Annotated in this window: 18 protein-coding genes; 8 read left to right on the top strand and 10 right to left on the bottom strand. The window is 65.1% G+C overall.

Features of this window, described 5'->3' with window-relative positions; genetic code table 11:
* The first annotated feature begins 18 nt into the window (after positions 1 to 18).
* Positions 19 to 396 carry a thiol-disulfide oxidoreductase DCC family protein gene (locus G6N42_RS08015; protein ID WP_163728258.1) on the top strand — a complete coding sequence of 126 codons (378 nt, stop codon included), beginning with the start codon at positions 19 to 21 and terminating at the stop codon, positions 394 to 396.
* A gap of 7 nt (positions 397 to 403) precedes the next feature.
* Positions 404 to 928, top strand: coding sequence for a GNAT family N-acetyltransferase (locus tag G6N42_RS08020; RefSeq protein ID WP_163728261.1), 525 nt, complete (start codon positions 404 to 406; stop codon positions 926 to 928).
* On the opposite strand, the gene G6N42_RS08025 is transcribed toward G6N42_RS08020, so the two are convergent.
* The gene (locus G6N42_RS08025) at positions 918 to 1,460 is read right to left on the bottom strand and encodes a lipoprotein LppJ family protein (protein ID WP_163728264.1); all 543 of its coding nucleotides are present in this window, start codon (positions 1,458 to 1,460) and stop codon (positions 918 to 920) included. The two genes, G6N42_RS08020 and G6N42_RS08025, sit on opposite strands and share 11 nt — an antisense overlap.
* An 8-nt stretch (positions 1,461 to 1,468) precedes the next feature.
* Complete coding sequence (locus tag G6N42_RS08030) at positions 1,469 to 2,104, bottom strand: TetR/AcrR family transcriptional regulator (protein WP_163728267.1); 636 nt, start codon at positions 2,102 to 2,104, stop codon at positions 1,469 to 1,471.
* Between the two features lie 58 nt (positions 2,105 to 2,162).
* Between G6N42_RS08030 and G6N42_RS08035 the strand changes: the two genes are divergently transcribed.
* Positions 2,163 to 3,005 carry an alpha/beta fold hydrolase gene (locus G6N42_RS08035; protein WP_163728270.1) on the top strand — a complete coding sequence of 281 codons (843 nt, stop codon included), beginning with the start codon at positions 2,163 to 2,165 and terminating at the stop codon, positions 3,003 to 3,005.
* A 37-nt stretch (positions 3,006 to 3,042) separates the two neighbouring features.
* Here G6N42_RS08035 and G6N42_RS08040 read toward each other — a convergent pair whose 3' ends face one another.
* Both G6N42_RS08040 and G6N42_RS08045 read right to left on the bottom strand, forming a co-directional pair.
* The gene (locus tag G6N42_RS08040) at positions 3,043 to 3,927 is read right to left on the bottom strand and encodes a cyclopropane mycolic acid synthase family methyltransferase (protein WP_163728273.1); all 885 of its coding nucleotides are present in this window, start codon (positions 3,925 to 3,927) and stop codon (positions 3,043 to 3,045) included.
* Between the two features lie 388 nt (positions 3,928 to 4,315).
* Positions 4,316 to 4,615, bottom strand: a complete 300-nt coding sequence (locus tag G6N42_RS08045) for a putative quinol monooxygenase (RefSeq protein WP_232076107.1) — start codon at positions 4,613 to 4,615, stop codon at positions 4,316 to 4,318.
* A 103-nt stretch (positions 4,616 to 4,718) separates the two neighbouring features.
* On the opposite strand from G6N42_RS08045, the gene G6N42_RS08050 reads away from it, so the two are divergent.
* Complete coding sequence (locus tag G6N42_RS08050) at positions 4,719 to 5,024, top strand: hypothetical protein (protein ID WP_163728280.1); 306 nt, start codon at positions 4,719 to 4,721, stop codon at positions 5,022 to 5,024.
* Here the strand turns inward: G6N42_RS08050 and G6N42_RS08055 are convergent.
* The 3 genes from G6N42_RS08055 to G6N42_RS08065 all read right to left on the bottom strand — a co-directional run bounded on the left by G6N42_RS08055 (position 4,966) and on the right by G6N42_RS08065 (position 7,365).
* Positions 4,966 to 5,865 (bottom strand): cytochrome c biogenesis CcdA family protein, encoded by a 900-nt coding sequence (locus tag G6N42_RS08055; RefSeq protein WP_163728281.1) that lies wholly within the window; start codon positions 5,863 to 5,865, stop codon positions 4,966 to 4,968. The genes G6N42_RS08050 and G6N42_RS08055 overlap by 59 nt on opposite strands.
* Positions 5,866 to 5,879: 14 nt before the next feature.
* Positions 5,880 to 6,347 carry a protein disulfide oxidoreductase gene (locus G6N42_RS08060; RefSeq protein ID WP_434059611.1) on the bottom strand — a complete coding sequence of 156 codons (468 nt, stop codon included), beginning with the start codon at positions 6,345 to 6,347 and terminating at the stop codon, positions 5,880 to 5,882.
* A gap of 136 nt (positions 6,348 to 6,483) precedes the next feature.
* Positions 6,484 to 7,365, bottom strand: a complete 882-nt coding sequence (locus G6N42_RS08065; RefSeq protein ID WP_163728287.1) for a TIGR03854 family LLM class F420-dependent oxidoreductase — start codon at positions 7,363 to 7,365, stop codon at positions 6,484 to 6,486.
* Positions 7,366 to 7,474: 109 nt separating this feature from the next.
* On the opposite strand from G6N42_RS08065, the gene G6N42_RS08070 reads away from it, so the two are divergent.
* Complete coding sequence (locus tag G6N42_RS08070; RefSeq protein WP_163728290.1) at positions 7,475 to 7,939, top strand: SRPBCC family protein; 465 nt, start codon at positions 7,475 to 7,477, stop codon at positions 7,937 to 7,939.
* A gap of 10 nt (positions 7,940 to 7,949) precedes the next feature.
* On the opposite strand, the gene G6N42_RS08075 is transcribed toward G6N42_RS08070, so the two are convergent.
* Positions 7,950 to 8,912, bottom strand: coding sequence for an alpha/beta hydrolase (locus G6N42_RS08075; protein ID WP_163728293.1), 963 nt, complete (start codon positions 8,910 to 8,912; stop codon positions 7,950 to 7,952).
* A 250-nt stretch (positions 8,913 to 9,162) separates the two neighbouring features.
* Here G6N42_RS08075 and G6N42_RS08080 point away from each other — a divergent pair, with 250 nt between their 5' ends.
* Complete coding sequence (locus G6N42_RS08080; protein WP_163728297.1) at positions 9,163 to 9,666, top strand: Cif family virulence factor; 504 nt, start codon at positions 9,163 to 9,165, stop codon at positions 9,664 to 9,666.
* A complete protein-coding gene (locus G6N42_RS08085; protein WP_163728300.1) occupies positions 9,666 to 10,175 on the top strand; it encodes a nuclear transport factor 2-like protein in 510 nt (169 codons plus the stop codon). The genes G6N42_RS08080 and G6N42_RS08085 overlap by 1 nt, the downstream gene beginning before the upstream one ends.
* Positions 10,176 to 10,178: 3 nt before the next feature.
* Here G6N42_RS08085 and G6N42_RS08090 read toward each other — a convergent pair whose 3' ends face one another.
* On the bottom strand, positions 10,179 to 12,104 hold the full coding sequence (locus G6N42_RS08090; protein ID WP_163728303.1) for a flavin-containing monooxygenase: 1,926 nt from the start codon (positions 12,102 to 12,104) through the stop codon (positions 10,179 to 10,181).
* A gap of 171 nt (positions 12,105 to 12,275) precedes the next feature.
* Between G6N42_RS08090 and G6N42_RS08095 the strand changes: the two genes are divergently transcribed.
* A complete protein-coding gene (locus tag G6N42_RS08095) occupies positions 12,276 to 13,511 on the top strand; it encodes a cytochrome P450 (RefSeq protein WP_163737169.1) in 1,236 nt (411 codons plus the stop codon).
* On the opposite strand, the gene G6N42_RS08100 is transcribed toward G6N42_RS08095, so the two are convergent.
* Positions 13,474 to 14,799: an NAD(P)/FAD-dependent oxidoreductase gene (locus G6N42_RS08100; RefSeq protein WP_163728305.1), complete on the bottom strand. Its 1,326-nt coding sequence runs from the start codon at positions 14,797 to 14,799 to the stop codon at positions 13,474 to 13,476. The genes G6N42_RS08095 and G6N42_RS08100 overlap by 38 nt on opposite strands.
* Between the last annotated feature and the right edge of the window lie 27 nt (positions 14,800 to 14,826).

A 14,826-nucleotide genomic window follows, 5' to 3' on the forward strand; every position in this document is an offset into this window, starting at 1 on the left:
GACGGGGATAATGAGGGCATGTCCGGAACACTGTTCTTCGATGGCAACTGTGGCATGTGCACCCGATCGCGGAACTTCCTGCTGAAACTCAACCGCACCGGCGACCTGCACACCGAACCGCTGCAGACCCCCGGCACCGCGGAGCGGCTCGGCGTTGCCGACTCGAACCTGATGGATTCGGTGCGCTGGCTCGACACCGAGGGAAACGTGTACGCGGGAGCGGAGGCGGCCAACGCCGCGGTGTCGGTCGCCCTCGGCACCCGGATCCCGCTGATGATCTACCGCATACCCGGTATTCGGTCACTCGAGGAAGCGGTGTACCGCTGGGTCGCGGACCATCGGTACCGCTTCCCCGGCACCACCCCGTACTGCGAATCGAATCCGGTCGCCTGCTGAACGGCCGATGAGCCGCAACGATGTGGCGATCCGGCCCGCGGTCACCGACGACCTCGACGCGATCGCAGAGATCTACGCCCATCACGTCCTGACTTCAGTGGCGACCTTCGAGCTGACTCCCCCGAACGCAGACGAGTGGCGCAGGCGCTTCGACGACGTCGCCGAACGCGAATTGCCTTTTGTGACAGCGAGCTTGGACGGCAAGGTGGCGGGCTACGGCTACTGCGCACCGTGGAAGACGCGGCCGGCCTATCGCCACACCGTGGAAGACTCCGTGTACCTCGCGCCGAGCGCGATGGGGCTGGGCATCGGCGGCATGCTGCTGGATACCCTGCTCACCGAATGTGGCCGCCTCCGGGTACGGCAGGTCATCGCCGTCATCGTGGACACGGAAGGCGCGGCGGCCTCCCTTGCGCTGCACCGCAATCGCGGATTCATCGACGCCGGACGGCTCACTTCGGTCGGGTACAAGCACGGCCTGTGGCTCGACACGATGTTGCTGCAACACAGCATGGCCGAAGTCACAGACTGACTTCCGTCCACGCCGGATTGTCGTTTCGATGGTCCGTCGTATTGCGGCATTCGCCGTACAACCGCGCGGTGGCAAAGCCCGCGTCGTCGCCGTTGCGCTGCAGCACAGCCGTGACGCCGTCACTGGTGAGTTTCCGGCCGAAGCGCTCGGCGGGGGCGGGTGCATCCGCCCAGCCGCCGTCGATCATCGCCGAGGCGACCTCATCCAAGCGGCGACCCCAATCACCCTGCGGGAGCCTGAAACTCATGTAAAGGACCACCTGATAGGGCGGCTCGATCTCGCTGACGCAGGAGACGAAGGCGTAGCCGGCGGTGACTTCGTTCAGGTGCGCGGTGGCGACGATCTGCCGGGCCGGTGCGAAGACCTGCTGCACCGCCTGCTCATCGGTCAAGGGCACGATGTCCCGCTGGAGCAGGTCAGCTTCGCGCCGATCGACGACGATGAACGCTGTCCCCAGCACCAACGACAGCATGAGCGCGGCCCAGAGCAGACCCCTGTACCGCCGTGTGGAAATCCAGCCTGCACTGGGCATGACAGAACCTATCCGCGCCCGGCGATCCCGCTGATCAACCGCGCGCATACCGCATCCATCTCGATGCGCGCCTGTTCGTGATCGGCCGCGCGGGACACGAACAGCGCCGCTTCGTCGAGCGCGCCGAGCAGCACGTGCGCGGTCGGCCGCAGCGGCTGCTCGGGCACCGCGCCTTCGGCGATCGCGTGGGCGAGCATGCCCTCGATGACCCCGAGCCCGTATTTCACCCCCACAGCGCGCCAGCGGTCCCAACCCAGCACCGCGGGGGCATCGATCAGCACGATCTGCTGAACATCGGGTGCCGCACAGCCATCGAGGAACAATCGCGCCCCGACCTGCATCGCCTCCAACGGATCGAGGGGCTGGCGCTCCATGATCTGACGCGCGATGTCCTCGACCAGCTGCTGCTCCACCTGCTCGTAGACCGCCGCGAACAGGCCGACCTTGTCGTCGAACTGGTGATACAGCGCACCGCGCGTCACCCCGGCTGCGGCCACGATCGCCTGGGTCGAGACATCATTGAAACCCTTGTCGGCAAACAGCTTTCGGCCGGCATCGATCAGCAGCGCCCGCGTGGCGGCGGTGCGCTCCGCCTGGGTGCGCCGGGTGGTCGGCGCCGCTGCGGCCCGATCGTTGACTTTCATACAGACTGCACGTAACTTTCATACCAGGTGTTTGTAAGTTACGGGAAGGATAGCGAACATGCCGCAGGCCGTACTGGATCAAGCCACCATCGAATACCGCGTGTTGGGCCCGGAGGACTCGCCGCACCCGCCCGTGGTGTTCGTGCACGGAATCCTGGTAGACAGCCGGTTGTGGGACCGCGTGGCCGACGGTCTGGCAAAGCGTGGCTTCCGGTGCTACCTGCCGAACTGGCCGTTGGGCTCGCACACCATTCCGGTCAACGACGGCGTCGAACTGTCCCCCCGTTCGGTCGCGACCATGATCGGTGACTTCATCGTCGAACTGGGTCTTTCGGACGTCACCCTGGTCGGCAACGACACCGGCGGCGGATTGTGTCAGCTGGTCGTCGACGCGTACCCAGACCTCGTCGGCCGGCTGGTCCTGACCAACTGCGACGCTTTCGACAAGTTCCCACCGTTCCCGTTCACGCTCGTGTTCGCCTTGCTGCGCGGACCGCGGTCGATCAAGGTGCTGTTCGAGCAGATGCGGATCAAGGCACTGCGGCATTCGCCGCTCGGCTTCGGCCTGCTTGTCAATCCGGATGCCCAACTGACGGCGTCGTGGCTGGAGCCCGGCCGCACCGACGTTCGGATCCGACGCGACCTGGCACGCCTACTGCGCGCAGTCGCCAAGACCGACCTGACCGATGTGTCGACCCGCCTGCCCCGCTTCACCAAACCGGTCACCATCGTCTGGGGTCAGCGTGATCGCGCATTCACCCCGGCGCTCGGCCGCAGGCTGGCAGCTCTGTTCACCGACTCGACGCTGATCGAGGTACCCGATGCGAGAACGTTCGTCTCCCTCGATGCGCCGTCGGAAGTGATCGACGCGATCACCAAGGTGGGAGCCAACACCCGCTGACCCGTCGCGTCGCGGATTGGCGGCGGGCGCGGCGGTCCTAGCTCTTGGCGAGGGTGAACTGGCAGATGTCGGTGTAGCCCTCACGGAAGAGGTCGGCGCAACCCGTCAGGTACTTCATGTACCGGTCGTAGACCTCTTGAGACTGAATCGCGAGCGCTTCGTCCTTGCGGGCCGACAGCTTGTCCGCCCAGATGTCCAGAGTGCGGGCATAGTGCATCCGCAGCCGATGTGCGCGTTTGAGCTCAAAGCCAGCCTCCGCGGCGTGCTGCTCGACCTGTGACGGCTTCGGCAGATCACCGCCGGGGAATATCTCGTCCATGATGAACTTCGAGAACCGGACGATTCTCATGGTCAGCTTCAGACCCTTGTCCAGGAACTCCTTGTCCTCGGGCTTGATGATCGTGTGCAGCAGCATCACCCCGTCGTCCGGGAGCACCGCGTAGGCCTTCTTGAAGAAATCGTCGTAGCGATCGCGGCCGAAATGCTCGAAGGCGCCGATCGAGACGATGCGGTCGACGGGTTCGTCGAACTGCTCCCAGCCCTGGAGAAGCACCCGCTTGGTACGCGTGCTGGGCGAGTCGGCGAACACCTTCTCGACGTGGGCCTTCTGGTTTTGACTCAAGGTGAGGCCGATGACGTTCACGTCGTACTTCTCCAGCGCCCGGTTGAGCGTGGCGCCCCACCCGCAGCCGATGTCGAGAAGCGTCATTCCAGGCTTCAGATCCAATTTGCCGAGCGACAGATCGATCTTGGCGATCTGCGCCTCTTCCAGCGTCATGTCATCGCGCTCGAAATACGCGCAGCTGTAGGTCTGCGTCGGGTCGAGGAAGAGCCGGAAGAATTCGTCGGACAGGTCGTAGTGCGCCTGCACGTCCTCGAAATGCGGCTTCAGACCGCTCTCGTCGCTGGTCGTTTCTGGCAAGGTATATAGCCTCTGACGTTGGTTCTGGAAAATTTGCGAAGGCCCCGCGTCGGTGCGGTGACCTCCCCCGTCATGTGCGCAGTTTACGCACAGTACATGAGACAAACCCTATTGGCCTCATCCGTGAATCCGCCTATCGGGGGGCGCCACTTACTGACGCCAGCGAATATTCTCGCATCGTGGTCCTTCGTCATTGACGGGGCGGGTTGCCAACTCGAGTTCAACCGCGCCTATACCCACGTCTACGGCCTTTCAAGCGTCGGCGGTGCCGGTCCGACGGTCGGGTCGCGTCGCCCCCGCTGCGCTGTCCGAATCGCCCCTCAGCAACGTGACGCGCACCGGCGACACCCAGCGCAACGTCAGGGACTCGTCACAACCCCGAGCCGCATCAACTGAGGTTGCGGGCGGCGCCCACGTCGTACTCCGCTACCGACGCGGCGCGGATGGCCGCCCCCTGTTCGACGCCGACACCGCTGCCACGGAACTCCTCGACCGCGGCCTGCGACTCCCAGCGTTCCAGGATGTTGATCCGCCCAGCGTCGACAAGGTCGGCCGATAACGCGAAGTCCAGACAGCCCGCGGTCGCGCGGGCTTGACGGACGACGTCCACGCACCCCGCCAGGTAGTCGTCGCGCCGCTGAGGGTCGACGATGAGATGACCGGCGACGATGACCTCCTGCAAAACCACAAAGACCTCCGATGTCGCACCGCGGTGACTGCAATGGAGACTGCGGCGACCGGCGGAACTCATCGACTTCCCGGAACCGCCGTGCGGTAGTAAGCATGAAGGCATGAACCTGCGAGACGTTTCAGAACTGCGCGACGCCGCACACCCCGATGCCTCACGTGTGTACGGACAGCCGCACGAAACCGCTGACGGCACGACGGTCATCCCGGTGAGCAGGGCGCGCGGCGGCGCCCTCGGGGTGTTCGTCGTCAAAGACGGCGCGGCCTCATGGGTTCCCGCCGCCGACGCCACCCGCATCGCGCTGCTGGGCATCTGTGTCGGACTCGTGTCGGTCGCATTCGCCGGCATAGCTATGGTTCGTCGCCCGCCGTGGCCCGACCTGCACGGCGATATCTCGAGGCGGTTGTAGCCCTCGCGCGCAAGGCCACGAGCACGGCGGCGAGCGCGGCCACCAGCACCACCCAGGGCCAGGCTCCGTGTTGATGAGTCCAGCCTGCTAGCGCACCTTGTACCCGGCCGGCGGCGGCGATCACCGGATCAGCCGGGTCTCCGTTGGTGTTGAACAGACGCACCTCGTAAACGCCGTAATAGCTCACGTAAAGACCGACGACGACAAGCAGCGCGCCGCCGATTCGGTTGAGGTGAGGAATGATTCGGCGCATTCGGTCGGCGACGGCGGAACTCGCCACCGCGGCGGCTACGGCCAACGCGCCGACCACCAATGTGAATCCGGCGGCGTAGGCGACGTAGACGAGCGCCCCGCCGACATGGGAACCACCCTTGAACGCCATCCCGGTGACCGCGAGGAAGGGGCCGATCGTGCAGGACAACGACGCGACGGCGTAGCTGACGCCGTAGCCGAACATCGAGCCCAGGCGCGCAGTCGGCGCCGAACGCGTGTGCACAGTCGGAATCAGCGCCGTGAAGTCGCGGCCGAGCAACAACCAGACGCCGAGGGCGACGAGGACCCCGCCGATGACCACCGTGACGTAGGGCAGGTAACGCTGCACTGTCGATGCCGCGGCGATCGTCAGCAGTCCGAACGTGCCGAACACCGCAACGAAGCCGAGCGCCATGGCCGCGGTCGCCGCGACGGCACGGCCCAGCGAGGTGAGCGGGCCGCCTCGCTCGCCGTCGACGTCGCCCCGCACCACGAGTGCCAGATAGGCGGGCAGCATCGCAAAGCCGCACGGATTGAGCGCGGCGACCAACCCGGCGGCGAACGCCAGACCGATCAGATCCTGGTCCACGCGGGGGCGACCGGCTAAGCGAGCGCCGCTACCCGATCGGACAATTCCTTCAGGGGCATCGCCGAGGTCGGATTGTTGACGAACGACGACGAGCCGTCCGCGCGGTAGAAGACGTAGGCGGGCTGCCAGGGCACGTTGTAACGCGCCCAGATTGAGCCGTCGGCGTCATTGAGATTCGTGAAGTCGAGGTTGTACTTCGATACGAATCCCTGCATGTCCGAAACGTCCGAGCGGGCTGCGACACCGACGAACGTGACGTCGGGGTTGGCTGCAGCGACCTGGCTGACGTTCGGCGCCTCGGCGTTGCAGAACGGGCACCACGGCGTCCAGAACCACAACACCGCAGGCTTGCCGACCAGGCTCGCACCCGAGAACGGTGCGCCGGACAGGGTCGTACCGGTGAATTGGAGACGGTCATCGGCGAGGGCGGCGGGCGGGCTGACGAGTCCGTACGCCAGCAGGGCGGCCAGCCCTGCGATCATCACCGACCGACCAATCCGCAAGAACCGAAGCCTCATTTCGATCTCCTCCCGGTCATGGCGCCGCAGATGTATGGCCTGGACGCACGCTTCTAAACACGCTACGACGGCCGAAATGGTTCACCTCGGAATCGCGTAATCAGTTCTGCCGCGGTAATAATTCGGTCACGAACCGGTCGATGAACTCCGACGGGTTGTACCGGCCGACAGGCCGGATGACGAACTTGCTCAATCCCGCTTCGAGGTAGGCGTCGAGTTGACGGTGCAGACCCGACCAGCTGTCGGCGATGAATTCCGACGGGTCCACGTCCGGTCTGCGGCGGCGGATCGCGGCGGCGACCTCGACGGGCAGGGCGCCGTCGGACACCGCGAGGTTGATGCCGTAGTGGTCGGCGTCGATTTCGCGGCCCGCCTCCTCGGCTGCCCGTTGGATCTGTTCGCATCCGTCTCGGGCTTCACCTGGAGTCAGGAAGCTGCCGAGCCATCCGTCGCCAAGCTGCCCGATGCGACGAAAGCCCGCAGGCGCCGAGCCGCCGAGCCAGATGTCCAGCGCCTTGACCGGTCGAGGGGCGACACCGACCGAGCTCACGGTGTAGTAGTCGCCGGTGAAAGACACATCGTCTTGTTCCAGAACGGATCTCAGCAGTCGCAAGGATTCGTCGAACACCGCGGCCCGTGCACCGTCGGGGACGACGAAGATCTCCCGTTCCCCCGGGATGGCGGGCCGCAGGCCGAAAACCGGGAGGACCCGCTTGGGCGCGAGTGCCGCCAAGGACGCCAGCTGTTTTGCGACCAGCACCGGATGGCGGCCCGGCAGCACCGCGACCGATGTGCCGACCTTCAGGTTGACCGTCCGTGACAGTGCGTGCGCCATGCCGATGAACGGCTCCACGGCCTTGCTGTAGACGAGTTCGGAGAACCACACTGAATCCACGCCCGCCGACTCGAGATGGTCGACGATCGCGGGCAGTTGGTCCGGGCTGGTTTCCGCACCCAATCCGACACCGAAGCGAATCTTCACACCGTGCCTCCTGGATTCTGCGGTAAATGCTACGGAAAGCGCGGTCGACCCCCTTGCTACGGTGCAAAGTGCGTGAACGCAAAGGCATTTACCAACGGCAGGAGTAGCGATGGACGGATCGGTGACGGTGTCGATGGCGGCGCCTGCGGAGAGGATCTGGAATCTGATCGCCGACGTACGCAACACCGGCCGCTTCTCACCGGAGGTGATGGAAGCGGAGTGGATCGGACCCGCGACGGGTCCCGCGCTGGGTGCCCGTTTCCGCGGGCACGTCAAGCGCAACGAAATCGGTCCGGTCTACTGGACGACGTGCGAGGTCACCGCCTGCGAGCCGGGACGCGAATTCGGCTTCGCCGTCTTGCTCAACGGTAAGGCGGTGAACAACTGGCACTATCGGCTCGCGGAAACCGAGGGCGGAACCGATGTCACCGAATCCTTTCGGCTCGATGACTCGCTCACCATGAAGCTCTTCTCGATTTTCGGCGGGCAGCTGCGTCGTCGCCGCAACATCCGTGACATGCGCAAGACCCTGGAGCGGATCAAGGCCGTCGTCGAGGCACCCGACGCTGCCTGACCGCGGCCTGCTAGAGACCGCGCAGACGACGCACGCGATCGCTGATCGCCCGCCGCGACACCGGCGCCTCGTGGGCCAGAGCCTCGAACGCATGGGGGCAGCCCGGGTACACGTGTAACTCCGTCGGGACGCCCGCGTCACCCAGCCGTCGGGCATATGCGATGTCCTCGTTGCGAAAGACGTCGAGATCACCGACGTCGATGTAGGTGTCGGGCAACCCGGTGAGGTCCTCGGCGCGCGCCGGTGCCGCGTACGGCGAAACGTGGTCTCCGCCGGCGTACTCGCCAAGCAGCGCACCCCATCCGGTGAGGTTGTCGTCGTAGGTCCACGTCAGGAACGGCAGTAGATCCGGATTGGGCGTCATCGGCCGGTCGTCGAGCATCGGATAGATCAGGATTTGTTGTGCGACAGCGGGACCGCCGCGGTCCCGCGCCAGCAGGCACACCCCGGCCGCCAACCCGCCACCGGCGCTGTCGCCCATCACCGCCAGGCGTGCGGGGTCGACGCCGAGGTCGGCCGAATGTTCGGCCAGCCAGACCAGTGCGCGGTAGCAGTCCTCGACCGGCGTCGGGTCTGGATGCTCGGGCGCGACGCGGTAGTCGACCACCAGCATCGGCACGCCCGACGCCGCGACATACTCCCGCACCGCCAGGTCGTATAGGACGCCGATCTGCTCGAGGCTGAAGATCATGCCCCCGCCGTGCAGATAGAGCGCAGCGCTGCCGGGCTCGGGACGACCCGACGGGCGGTACCAGGTGAGATCCACGGTCGCGCCGTCCGCAGCGGTCATCGTGTGATTTTCGGTCTCGACGCCTGCGGTCGGTGCCCGTCTGGAGCCGACCAGATCGAACATCCGGTGGCCACTGACGCGCCGCGTTTCGACGTCGCCGACGGCGGCGGGCTCCGACTCGCCGACTTCTGCGAACAACGGCGCCATCTCCGCGAGTACCTGCGCGTCGATACCGAGTGTCATGGCAGCGACAGTAACGCGGATGAAGGTGACAGCGACGGGAACCGCGTCAACTCTGGACCGATCGCACCGTTCGCCACCGGGGTGGTGTTGCCGTCCGCCGATATATTCGCTGTTTTGCACTGCGCTGCAGGCAATTTCGGATTACGGGTTGAAAAGCCTCCCGCGTCCCGCTTCCTTTGGTAGAACAGGTTCTAGTCCCCTGCGCTACGCGCGTGGGCCCATTATTTGGCGAGCCAAGGGAGTCACCGCGATGGGCAAATGGTCACGTGAAGAACTCGAAGAGGCCTGGCGCCGCTACCAGGAATCCGTCGTCGATGTCGGAAAGACTTGGGACTGGTCCAGTTACGCCGACCATTTCACCGAGGATGCGCGCTACGTCGAGCATGCGCTGGGCAACATGGAAGGCCGCGAGAACATCCGCGAGTGGATCGTCTCGACCATGAACACCTTCCCCGGCAGCGAGATGCCGACCTATCCGGTCGAGTGGTACTCGATCGACGTCGACAAGGGCTGGGTCATCTTCAAGAACATCAACACTATGCGGGATCCGGGCGACGGCAGTGTCCACGGCGCCGCCGTCATCACTGTGCTCGAGTACGCCGGCGATGACAAGTGGAGCTACGAGGAAGACGCCTACAACCCGATGAACTTCATGCTGATGATCCAGCAGTACATCCAGCGTAGTCACGAACTCGGCACGATCTCCGATGACGCCAAGGCGTTCGCCAAGAACATGAACTGGGAGCTGGTCTGATGGGTTCTGCGCAGTGGTCTCGGGAGGAGATCGAAGAGACATTTGAGCGTCATCAGCAGCTCGTCGTCGAGATCGGCCAGTCGTGGGACTGGGCGCGCTACGGCGAGTTGTTCACCGAGGACGCGACCTACGTCGAACACCTCTACGGCAAGATGGCCGGCCGCAAACAGATCAGCGAGTGGATCGCGTCGACGATGGACACGTTCCCCGGCAGCGAGATGCCGTTCTACCCGGTCACGTGGTATTCGATCGACGTGGAGAAGGGCTGGGTCTTCAGCGAGATCATGAACCGGATGAAGGATCCCGGAGACGGCACCATCTTCGAGGCGCCGTGCATCACGATCCTGCGGTACGGCGGCAACGGGATGTGGCACAACGAGGAAGACGCCTACAACCCGACGAACTTCCTGCCGATGGTCCAGGGCTACATCCAGCGAAGCCACGAACTCGGCACGATCTCCGAGGACGCCCGGACGTTCGCCAGGAACATGAACTGGGCGTTGACCTGAGACCTAACGTATGACGAAGTCCGCCGGATCGGGCTCGCGGGTCCACGTCCAATAGTCGACGAGACGCCACGGGCTCAGCGTGTGAATCTCGCCGAAGCGGTTCTTGAAGAACGAATGCTTGATGGTGGGCTGTGACCACACCATCTTGTGCATCTCGGCCTGGCTGCGCTCGTGCCAATCCCTGGTCTTCGCGACCGTCGGCTCGATCGTGGCGTGTCCGCCTTCGATGAGCAGCTCCAGACATTCACTGATGTAACGCATTTGGCATTCTGAGTGGAAGATCAGGCTGCCACCACTGGCCAGCCAGGTGCCTGGGCCGTTCATGCAGAAGAAGTTCGGATAGCCGGGAATCGTGATGCCGAGATACGCCGACGGCCTCTCCCCCCAGCGCTCGCTGAGGATCTCGCCGTTCCGGCCGCGAATGATCATGGGCCACAACATCTTGGTGTGCTCGAACCCGGTGGCGTACACGATGACGTCGGCCGGATACCGGGTGCCGTCCTCGGTGACGACCGCGTCGGCTTCGATGTGGTCGATACCGGTGCGCACCAACTCGACGTTGTCGCGGGTCAGCGTTTTGAGCCAGCTGCCGTTGTCCTGCAGGGTGCGCTTGCCGGTGGCCGGATAGTCGGGCACGACCTTGGCCCGCAGGTCCTCGTCGTCGCCGACCTGACTACTGATCCACTCGGTGAACATGATCCGCGTGATCTCGTTGATCTCGCTGACGGCCTTCTGCTGATCCGGGTAGTCGGGGTCGACGCGGGCCGCATCCAGTCCCTTGTCGCACCCGGGCCAGAAGATCAGGAAGCGGTACCAACGGCCGTAGAACGGCAGGTGACGAAGCGCCCACTGGACACCGGGTCCTACCTTCTCGTGGTAGTTCGGATTCGGGAACATCCACTGGGCTGTGCGCTGAAACACGGTGAGCCGGTTGACTTCCGGTGCGATCGTCGGGGCGATCTGGAATCCACTGGCGCCCGCGCCGATCATCGCGACGTTCTTGCCGCGCAGATCGACCGAGTGGTCCCATCCGCTGGAATGGAACGCCGGTCCGGCGAAGTCCTGCTGGCCGTCGATGTGCGGTGTGTGCGGCCGATCGAGCTGTCCGACCGCGCTGATCACCGCGCGGGCTGTGAGCGCCTTCATCTCACCGTCGCGGTCGCGCGTGCGAACCGTCCACGTCGCATCGGCGTCATTCCAGGCGACCTCGGTCACCTCGGTCTCCCAGAGAACGTGCGGCGCGATGTCGTACTTGTCCATCACAGCCTGGAAGTACGCCTGCAGCTCCGGCTGCTCGGCGAAAAAGTGCGTCCAGTGATCGGTCGGCTCGAAGCTGTAGCAATAGAAGTGATTTCCGACGTCAACCCGCGCGCCGGGATAGGTGTTCTGGTACCACGTGCCGCCGACGCCCGCGTTCTTCTCGACGATCGTGAACGGGATGCCGGCTTCCTTGAGCCGGATCCCCGCCAGCAGTCCGGATTCACCGCAGCCGATCACCACGACCGGGAAATCTTCGCGGGCGGATTCGGCCACCTCACCCGTCGCCCTGGCGTCGCGGCCGTCGAGTTCCATCTCTTCCAGCACCATCGGTACGTACTCGGCGGGCACCGGCTCGCACACCAGCCACTGCATCATCTCGTGCAGCAACTCGGCGCTGACGGGTTCGGGCTCCGGGCAGCCCCGGTCGCGGTAGTCCGCGATGACCTCGAGGGCGATCTTGCGGACCGCCGCCTTGTCCTCTTCGGACATGTAACCCTGGACTTCGTTGAGGAACAGGCCTGCCGGCTTCAGATCACCGCGGATCAGCGACGGGTCGCCGGACATGTGCACCAGCGACAGCATCAGGGTCGGGATGCTGACGTCCAGCAACGCTTCGGCTATTTCATCGTCGGTCGCCGTAAAGGGTTGTCCGGCATGTGGGTTACGCACGGAACCTTTTTACCGCGAGCAGTCGTGAAAACCCCCATTTCCGGGGCAAATTGGGGGGATTCGCGTTCCCCAATCTGGCGATGTGGGCCCAACTCGCGCTCGAAGCGGCTTACGCTCCGAACTGTGGGTATCGCGACGAAAACGAACGGCACAGCTCCCCCGGACGTGCCGATGTCGGACATCGACCTCGGCGATTGGAAGTTCTGGGTCCTCGACGACGATATCCGCGACGGGGCGTTCGCCACGCTGCGACGCGAGGCGCCGGTGTCCTTCCATATGCCGCTGGAAACCCCCGGCGTGGAAGCCGGGCCCGGGCATTGGGCGGTGACCCGGTTCGACGATGTCCACTTCGCCAGCCGTCACCCGCAGATCTTCAGTTCCAGTCCCGGTATCACCATCAACGACGCCAACCCCGAGGTGTCAGAGTTCTTCGGCTCGATGATCGCGATGGACGACCCGAAGCACCTGCGACTGCGCAACATCGTCAGCAGGGCGTTCACGCCTCGCGTCGTCGCTCGCACCGAAACGTCGGTCCGGGAGCGGGCACGCCGCCTGGTCGAGAAGATGATCGCCGAGCATCCCGACGGCTCGGGCGAGGTCGTGACGGAACTGGCGGGGCCGCTGCCGCTGCAGGTCATCTGCGACATGATGGGCCTCCCCGAGGAGGACCACGATCAGATCTTCCACTGGACGAACGTGATCCTCGGATTCGGCGACAAGGACATCGCCACGGACTACGAGGACTTCGTCAAGGTCGCGATGGACATCGGCGCATACGCGACCGCGCACGCCGAGGATCGCAGAGCGAATCCGCACGAGGACCTGACGACCGCGCTGGTGCAGGCCGAGGTAGACGGTGAGCGGTTGACGTCGGCCGAGATCGCCTCGTTCTTCATCCTGCTGGTGGTTGCGGGCAACGAGACCACTCGCAACGCGATCAGCCACGGCGTGCTCGCGCTGAGCCGGTATCCCGAGGAACGCGCGCGATGGTTGGCGGACTACGAGGCGCTGGCGCCGACGGCCGTCGAGGAGATCGTGCGGTGGGCGTCGCCGGTCATCTACATGCGGCGCACGTTGACCGAGGACTGCGAGCTGAGCGGCACCAAGATGGCGGCGGGCGACAAGGTCTCGCTGTGGTACTGCTCGGCGAACCGCGATGAGGACAAGTTCGCCGATCCGTGGACGTTCGACGTGGGCCGCAACCCCAACCCGCATGCCGGCTTCGGCGGCGGCGGTGCGCACTTCTGCCTGGGCGCCAACCTCGCCCGCCGCGAGATCAGCGTCGTCTTCGAGGAGTTGCACCGCCAGATGCCCGACATCGCCGCCACCGAGGAACCCCGACGGTTGTTGTCGCCGTTCATCCACGGAATCAAGCGGCTGCCGGTGTCCTGGACACCACCGAGATGAGTTCCTGACGACTGGGCCCTTCGGGTGGAGTCGGCCGCCATCCCCGTGAGTAGATCTCGCGAGCACGTGGCTCGGCCAGCAGCAGGCTGTCGGGCAAGTCGTCCATGGTGATGTACGGCGCAACGACCTCGGTGAGGCGCGGGTCGGCCTCCGCTGCCGCAACGATCAGATCTGACGGCAACGGGCGGCCGAGGTCGATGTCACCACCCGACCACCGACGGACCCGGTCACTGTCGACGACTTGGTGGTCGGCGAACCACGGCTTGATGTTGGCGGTGCACCAGGCATCAAATTCCGTTGTCACGCTGACGATGTCGATGTTCTTGCCAGTCAGCATCCTTACCAGCTGCCTGGCCTGCATGAAGGCCAACGCGATGCCGCGCCCCGCCAACGGCGTCGTGGTGCAGACGGAATCTCCGACAGAGATCAGCCCGGGAAGGGCTGGACGACCGGAAGCGTCGAGCTGACCGCGGTAGTGGTTGTACAACCGCCCGCCGGCCAGGACTGCCATGATCGGCAGCGAGCGGTCGGAGTCGATCCAGTCGGCCAGTACCGGGATGGCGCCCACCGCAGCCTCGAACACCCCGTCATGCCGGAGACGGTGCAGACCACGGTCCGCGCCGTCGTGGATCAGCGTGACAGTGAACGTGTCGTTGTCGTGCAGGAACGTCACCGCTGCATAATCGGGAAAGCTCAGAGACAATCCGACCACCGAATTCGTCGGGCCAGGCTGCGCACCCGGTCGCAACCGATACTGCCGACCGACATAGGTGGCTCCGCAGTCTGCGCCCTCACCGCGGCCGCGCGAAGCGCCGGCGATGCGGCCCGTACGGCCCGAGGCGTCGATGACCAAATCGGCGTCCAGCACGTCGGCTCCGATCCTGACTCCGGCGGCGCGTCCTCCCTGCACCACCACCTCGGTCACATTTGCCGCGACCAGGCGTATCCGTGGGTCAAGGGTGGCACGGTGCCACAGTTCGCGCTCGAACACCATTCGGCGACAGCGCAGCGCGGCGGCTCGACTGTTGGGACCCGGTGTCATCACCACCGAGGCGCCTGCCGACAGCAAACTCGCCAGCACGTCGGGCATTTCGGCGTTCAATGCGTCGACCACCTGCCCGCGAAAGCTGTGGGCGTGCTGAAACTGCATCACTCCCCTACGGCGCCATTCGGCCTGGAGCGGTGGCCCGGGTTCGCGGTCGACCACGACGACCTCGCGCCCCCGGCGAGCCAGCGCGATCGCGGTGAAAAGCCCGGTCGGGCCCGCGCCGACGATGAGGGTTCTCATGGGCACTCCAATTGAGGTACCATTCAG

Source organism: Mycobacterium gallinarum (assembly GCF_010726765.1).
GTDB lineage: Bacteria > Actinomycetota > Actinomycetes > Mycobacteriales > Mycobacteriaceae > Mycobacterium > Mycobacterium gallinarum.

Bases quoted from the DNA above. Each gene is read 5' to 3' on its own strand.
- G6N42_RS08015 (WP_163728258.1), top strand. From the start codon at position 19: ATGTCCGGAACACTGTTCTTCGATGGCAACTGTGGCATGTGCACCCGA.
- G6N42_RS08020 (WP_163728261.1), top strand. From the start codon at position 404: ATGAGCCGCAACGATGTGGCGATCCGGCCCGCGGTCACCGACGACCTC.
- G6N42_RS08025 (WP_163728264.1), bottom strand. From the start codon at position 1,460: ATGCCCAGTGCAGGCTGGATTTCCACACGGCGGTACAGGGGTCTGCTC.
- G6N42_RS08030 (WP_163728267.1), bottom strand. From the start codon at position 2,104: ATGAAAGTCAACGATCGGGCCGCAGCGGCGCCGACCACCCGGCGCACC.
- G6N42_RS08035 (WP_163728270.1), top strand. From the start codon at position 2,163: ATGCCGCAGGCCGTACTGGATCAAGCCACCATCGAATACCGCGTGTTG.
- G6N42_RS08050 (WP_163728280.1), top strand. From the start codon at position 4,719: ATGAACCTGCGAGACGTTTCAGAACTGCGCGACGCCGCACACCCCGAT.
- G6N42_RS08060 (WP_434059611.1), bottom strand. From the start codon at position 6,347: ATGATCGCAGGGCTGGCCGCCCTGCTGGCGTACGGACTCGTCAGCCCG.
- G6N42_RS08070 (WP_163728290.1), top strand. From the start codon at position 7,475: ATGGACGGATCGGTGACGGTGTCGATGGCGGCGCCTGCGGAGAGGATC.
- G6N42_RS08075 (WP_163728293.1), bottom strand. From the start codon at position 8,912: ATGACACTCGGTATCGACGCGCAGGTACTCGCGGAGATGGCGCCGTTG.
- G6N42_RS08080 (WP_163728297.1), top strand. From the start codon at position 9,163: ATGGGCAAATGGTCACGTGAAGAACTCGAAGAGGCCTGGCGCCGCTAC.
- G6N42_RS08085 (WP_163728300.1), top strand. From the start codon at position 9,666: ATGGGTTCTGCGCAGTGGTCTCGGGAGGAGATCGAAGAGACATTTGAG.
- G6N42_RS08095 (WP_163737169.1), top strand. From the start codon at position 12,276: ATGTCGGACATCGACCTCGGCGATTGGAAGTTCTGGGTCCTCGACGAC.
- G6N42_RS08100 (WP_163728305.1), bottom strand. From the start codon at position 14,799: ATGAGAACCCTCATCGTCGGCGCGGGCCCGACCGGGCTTTTCACCGCG.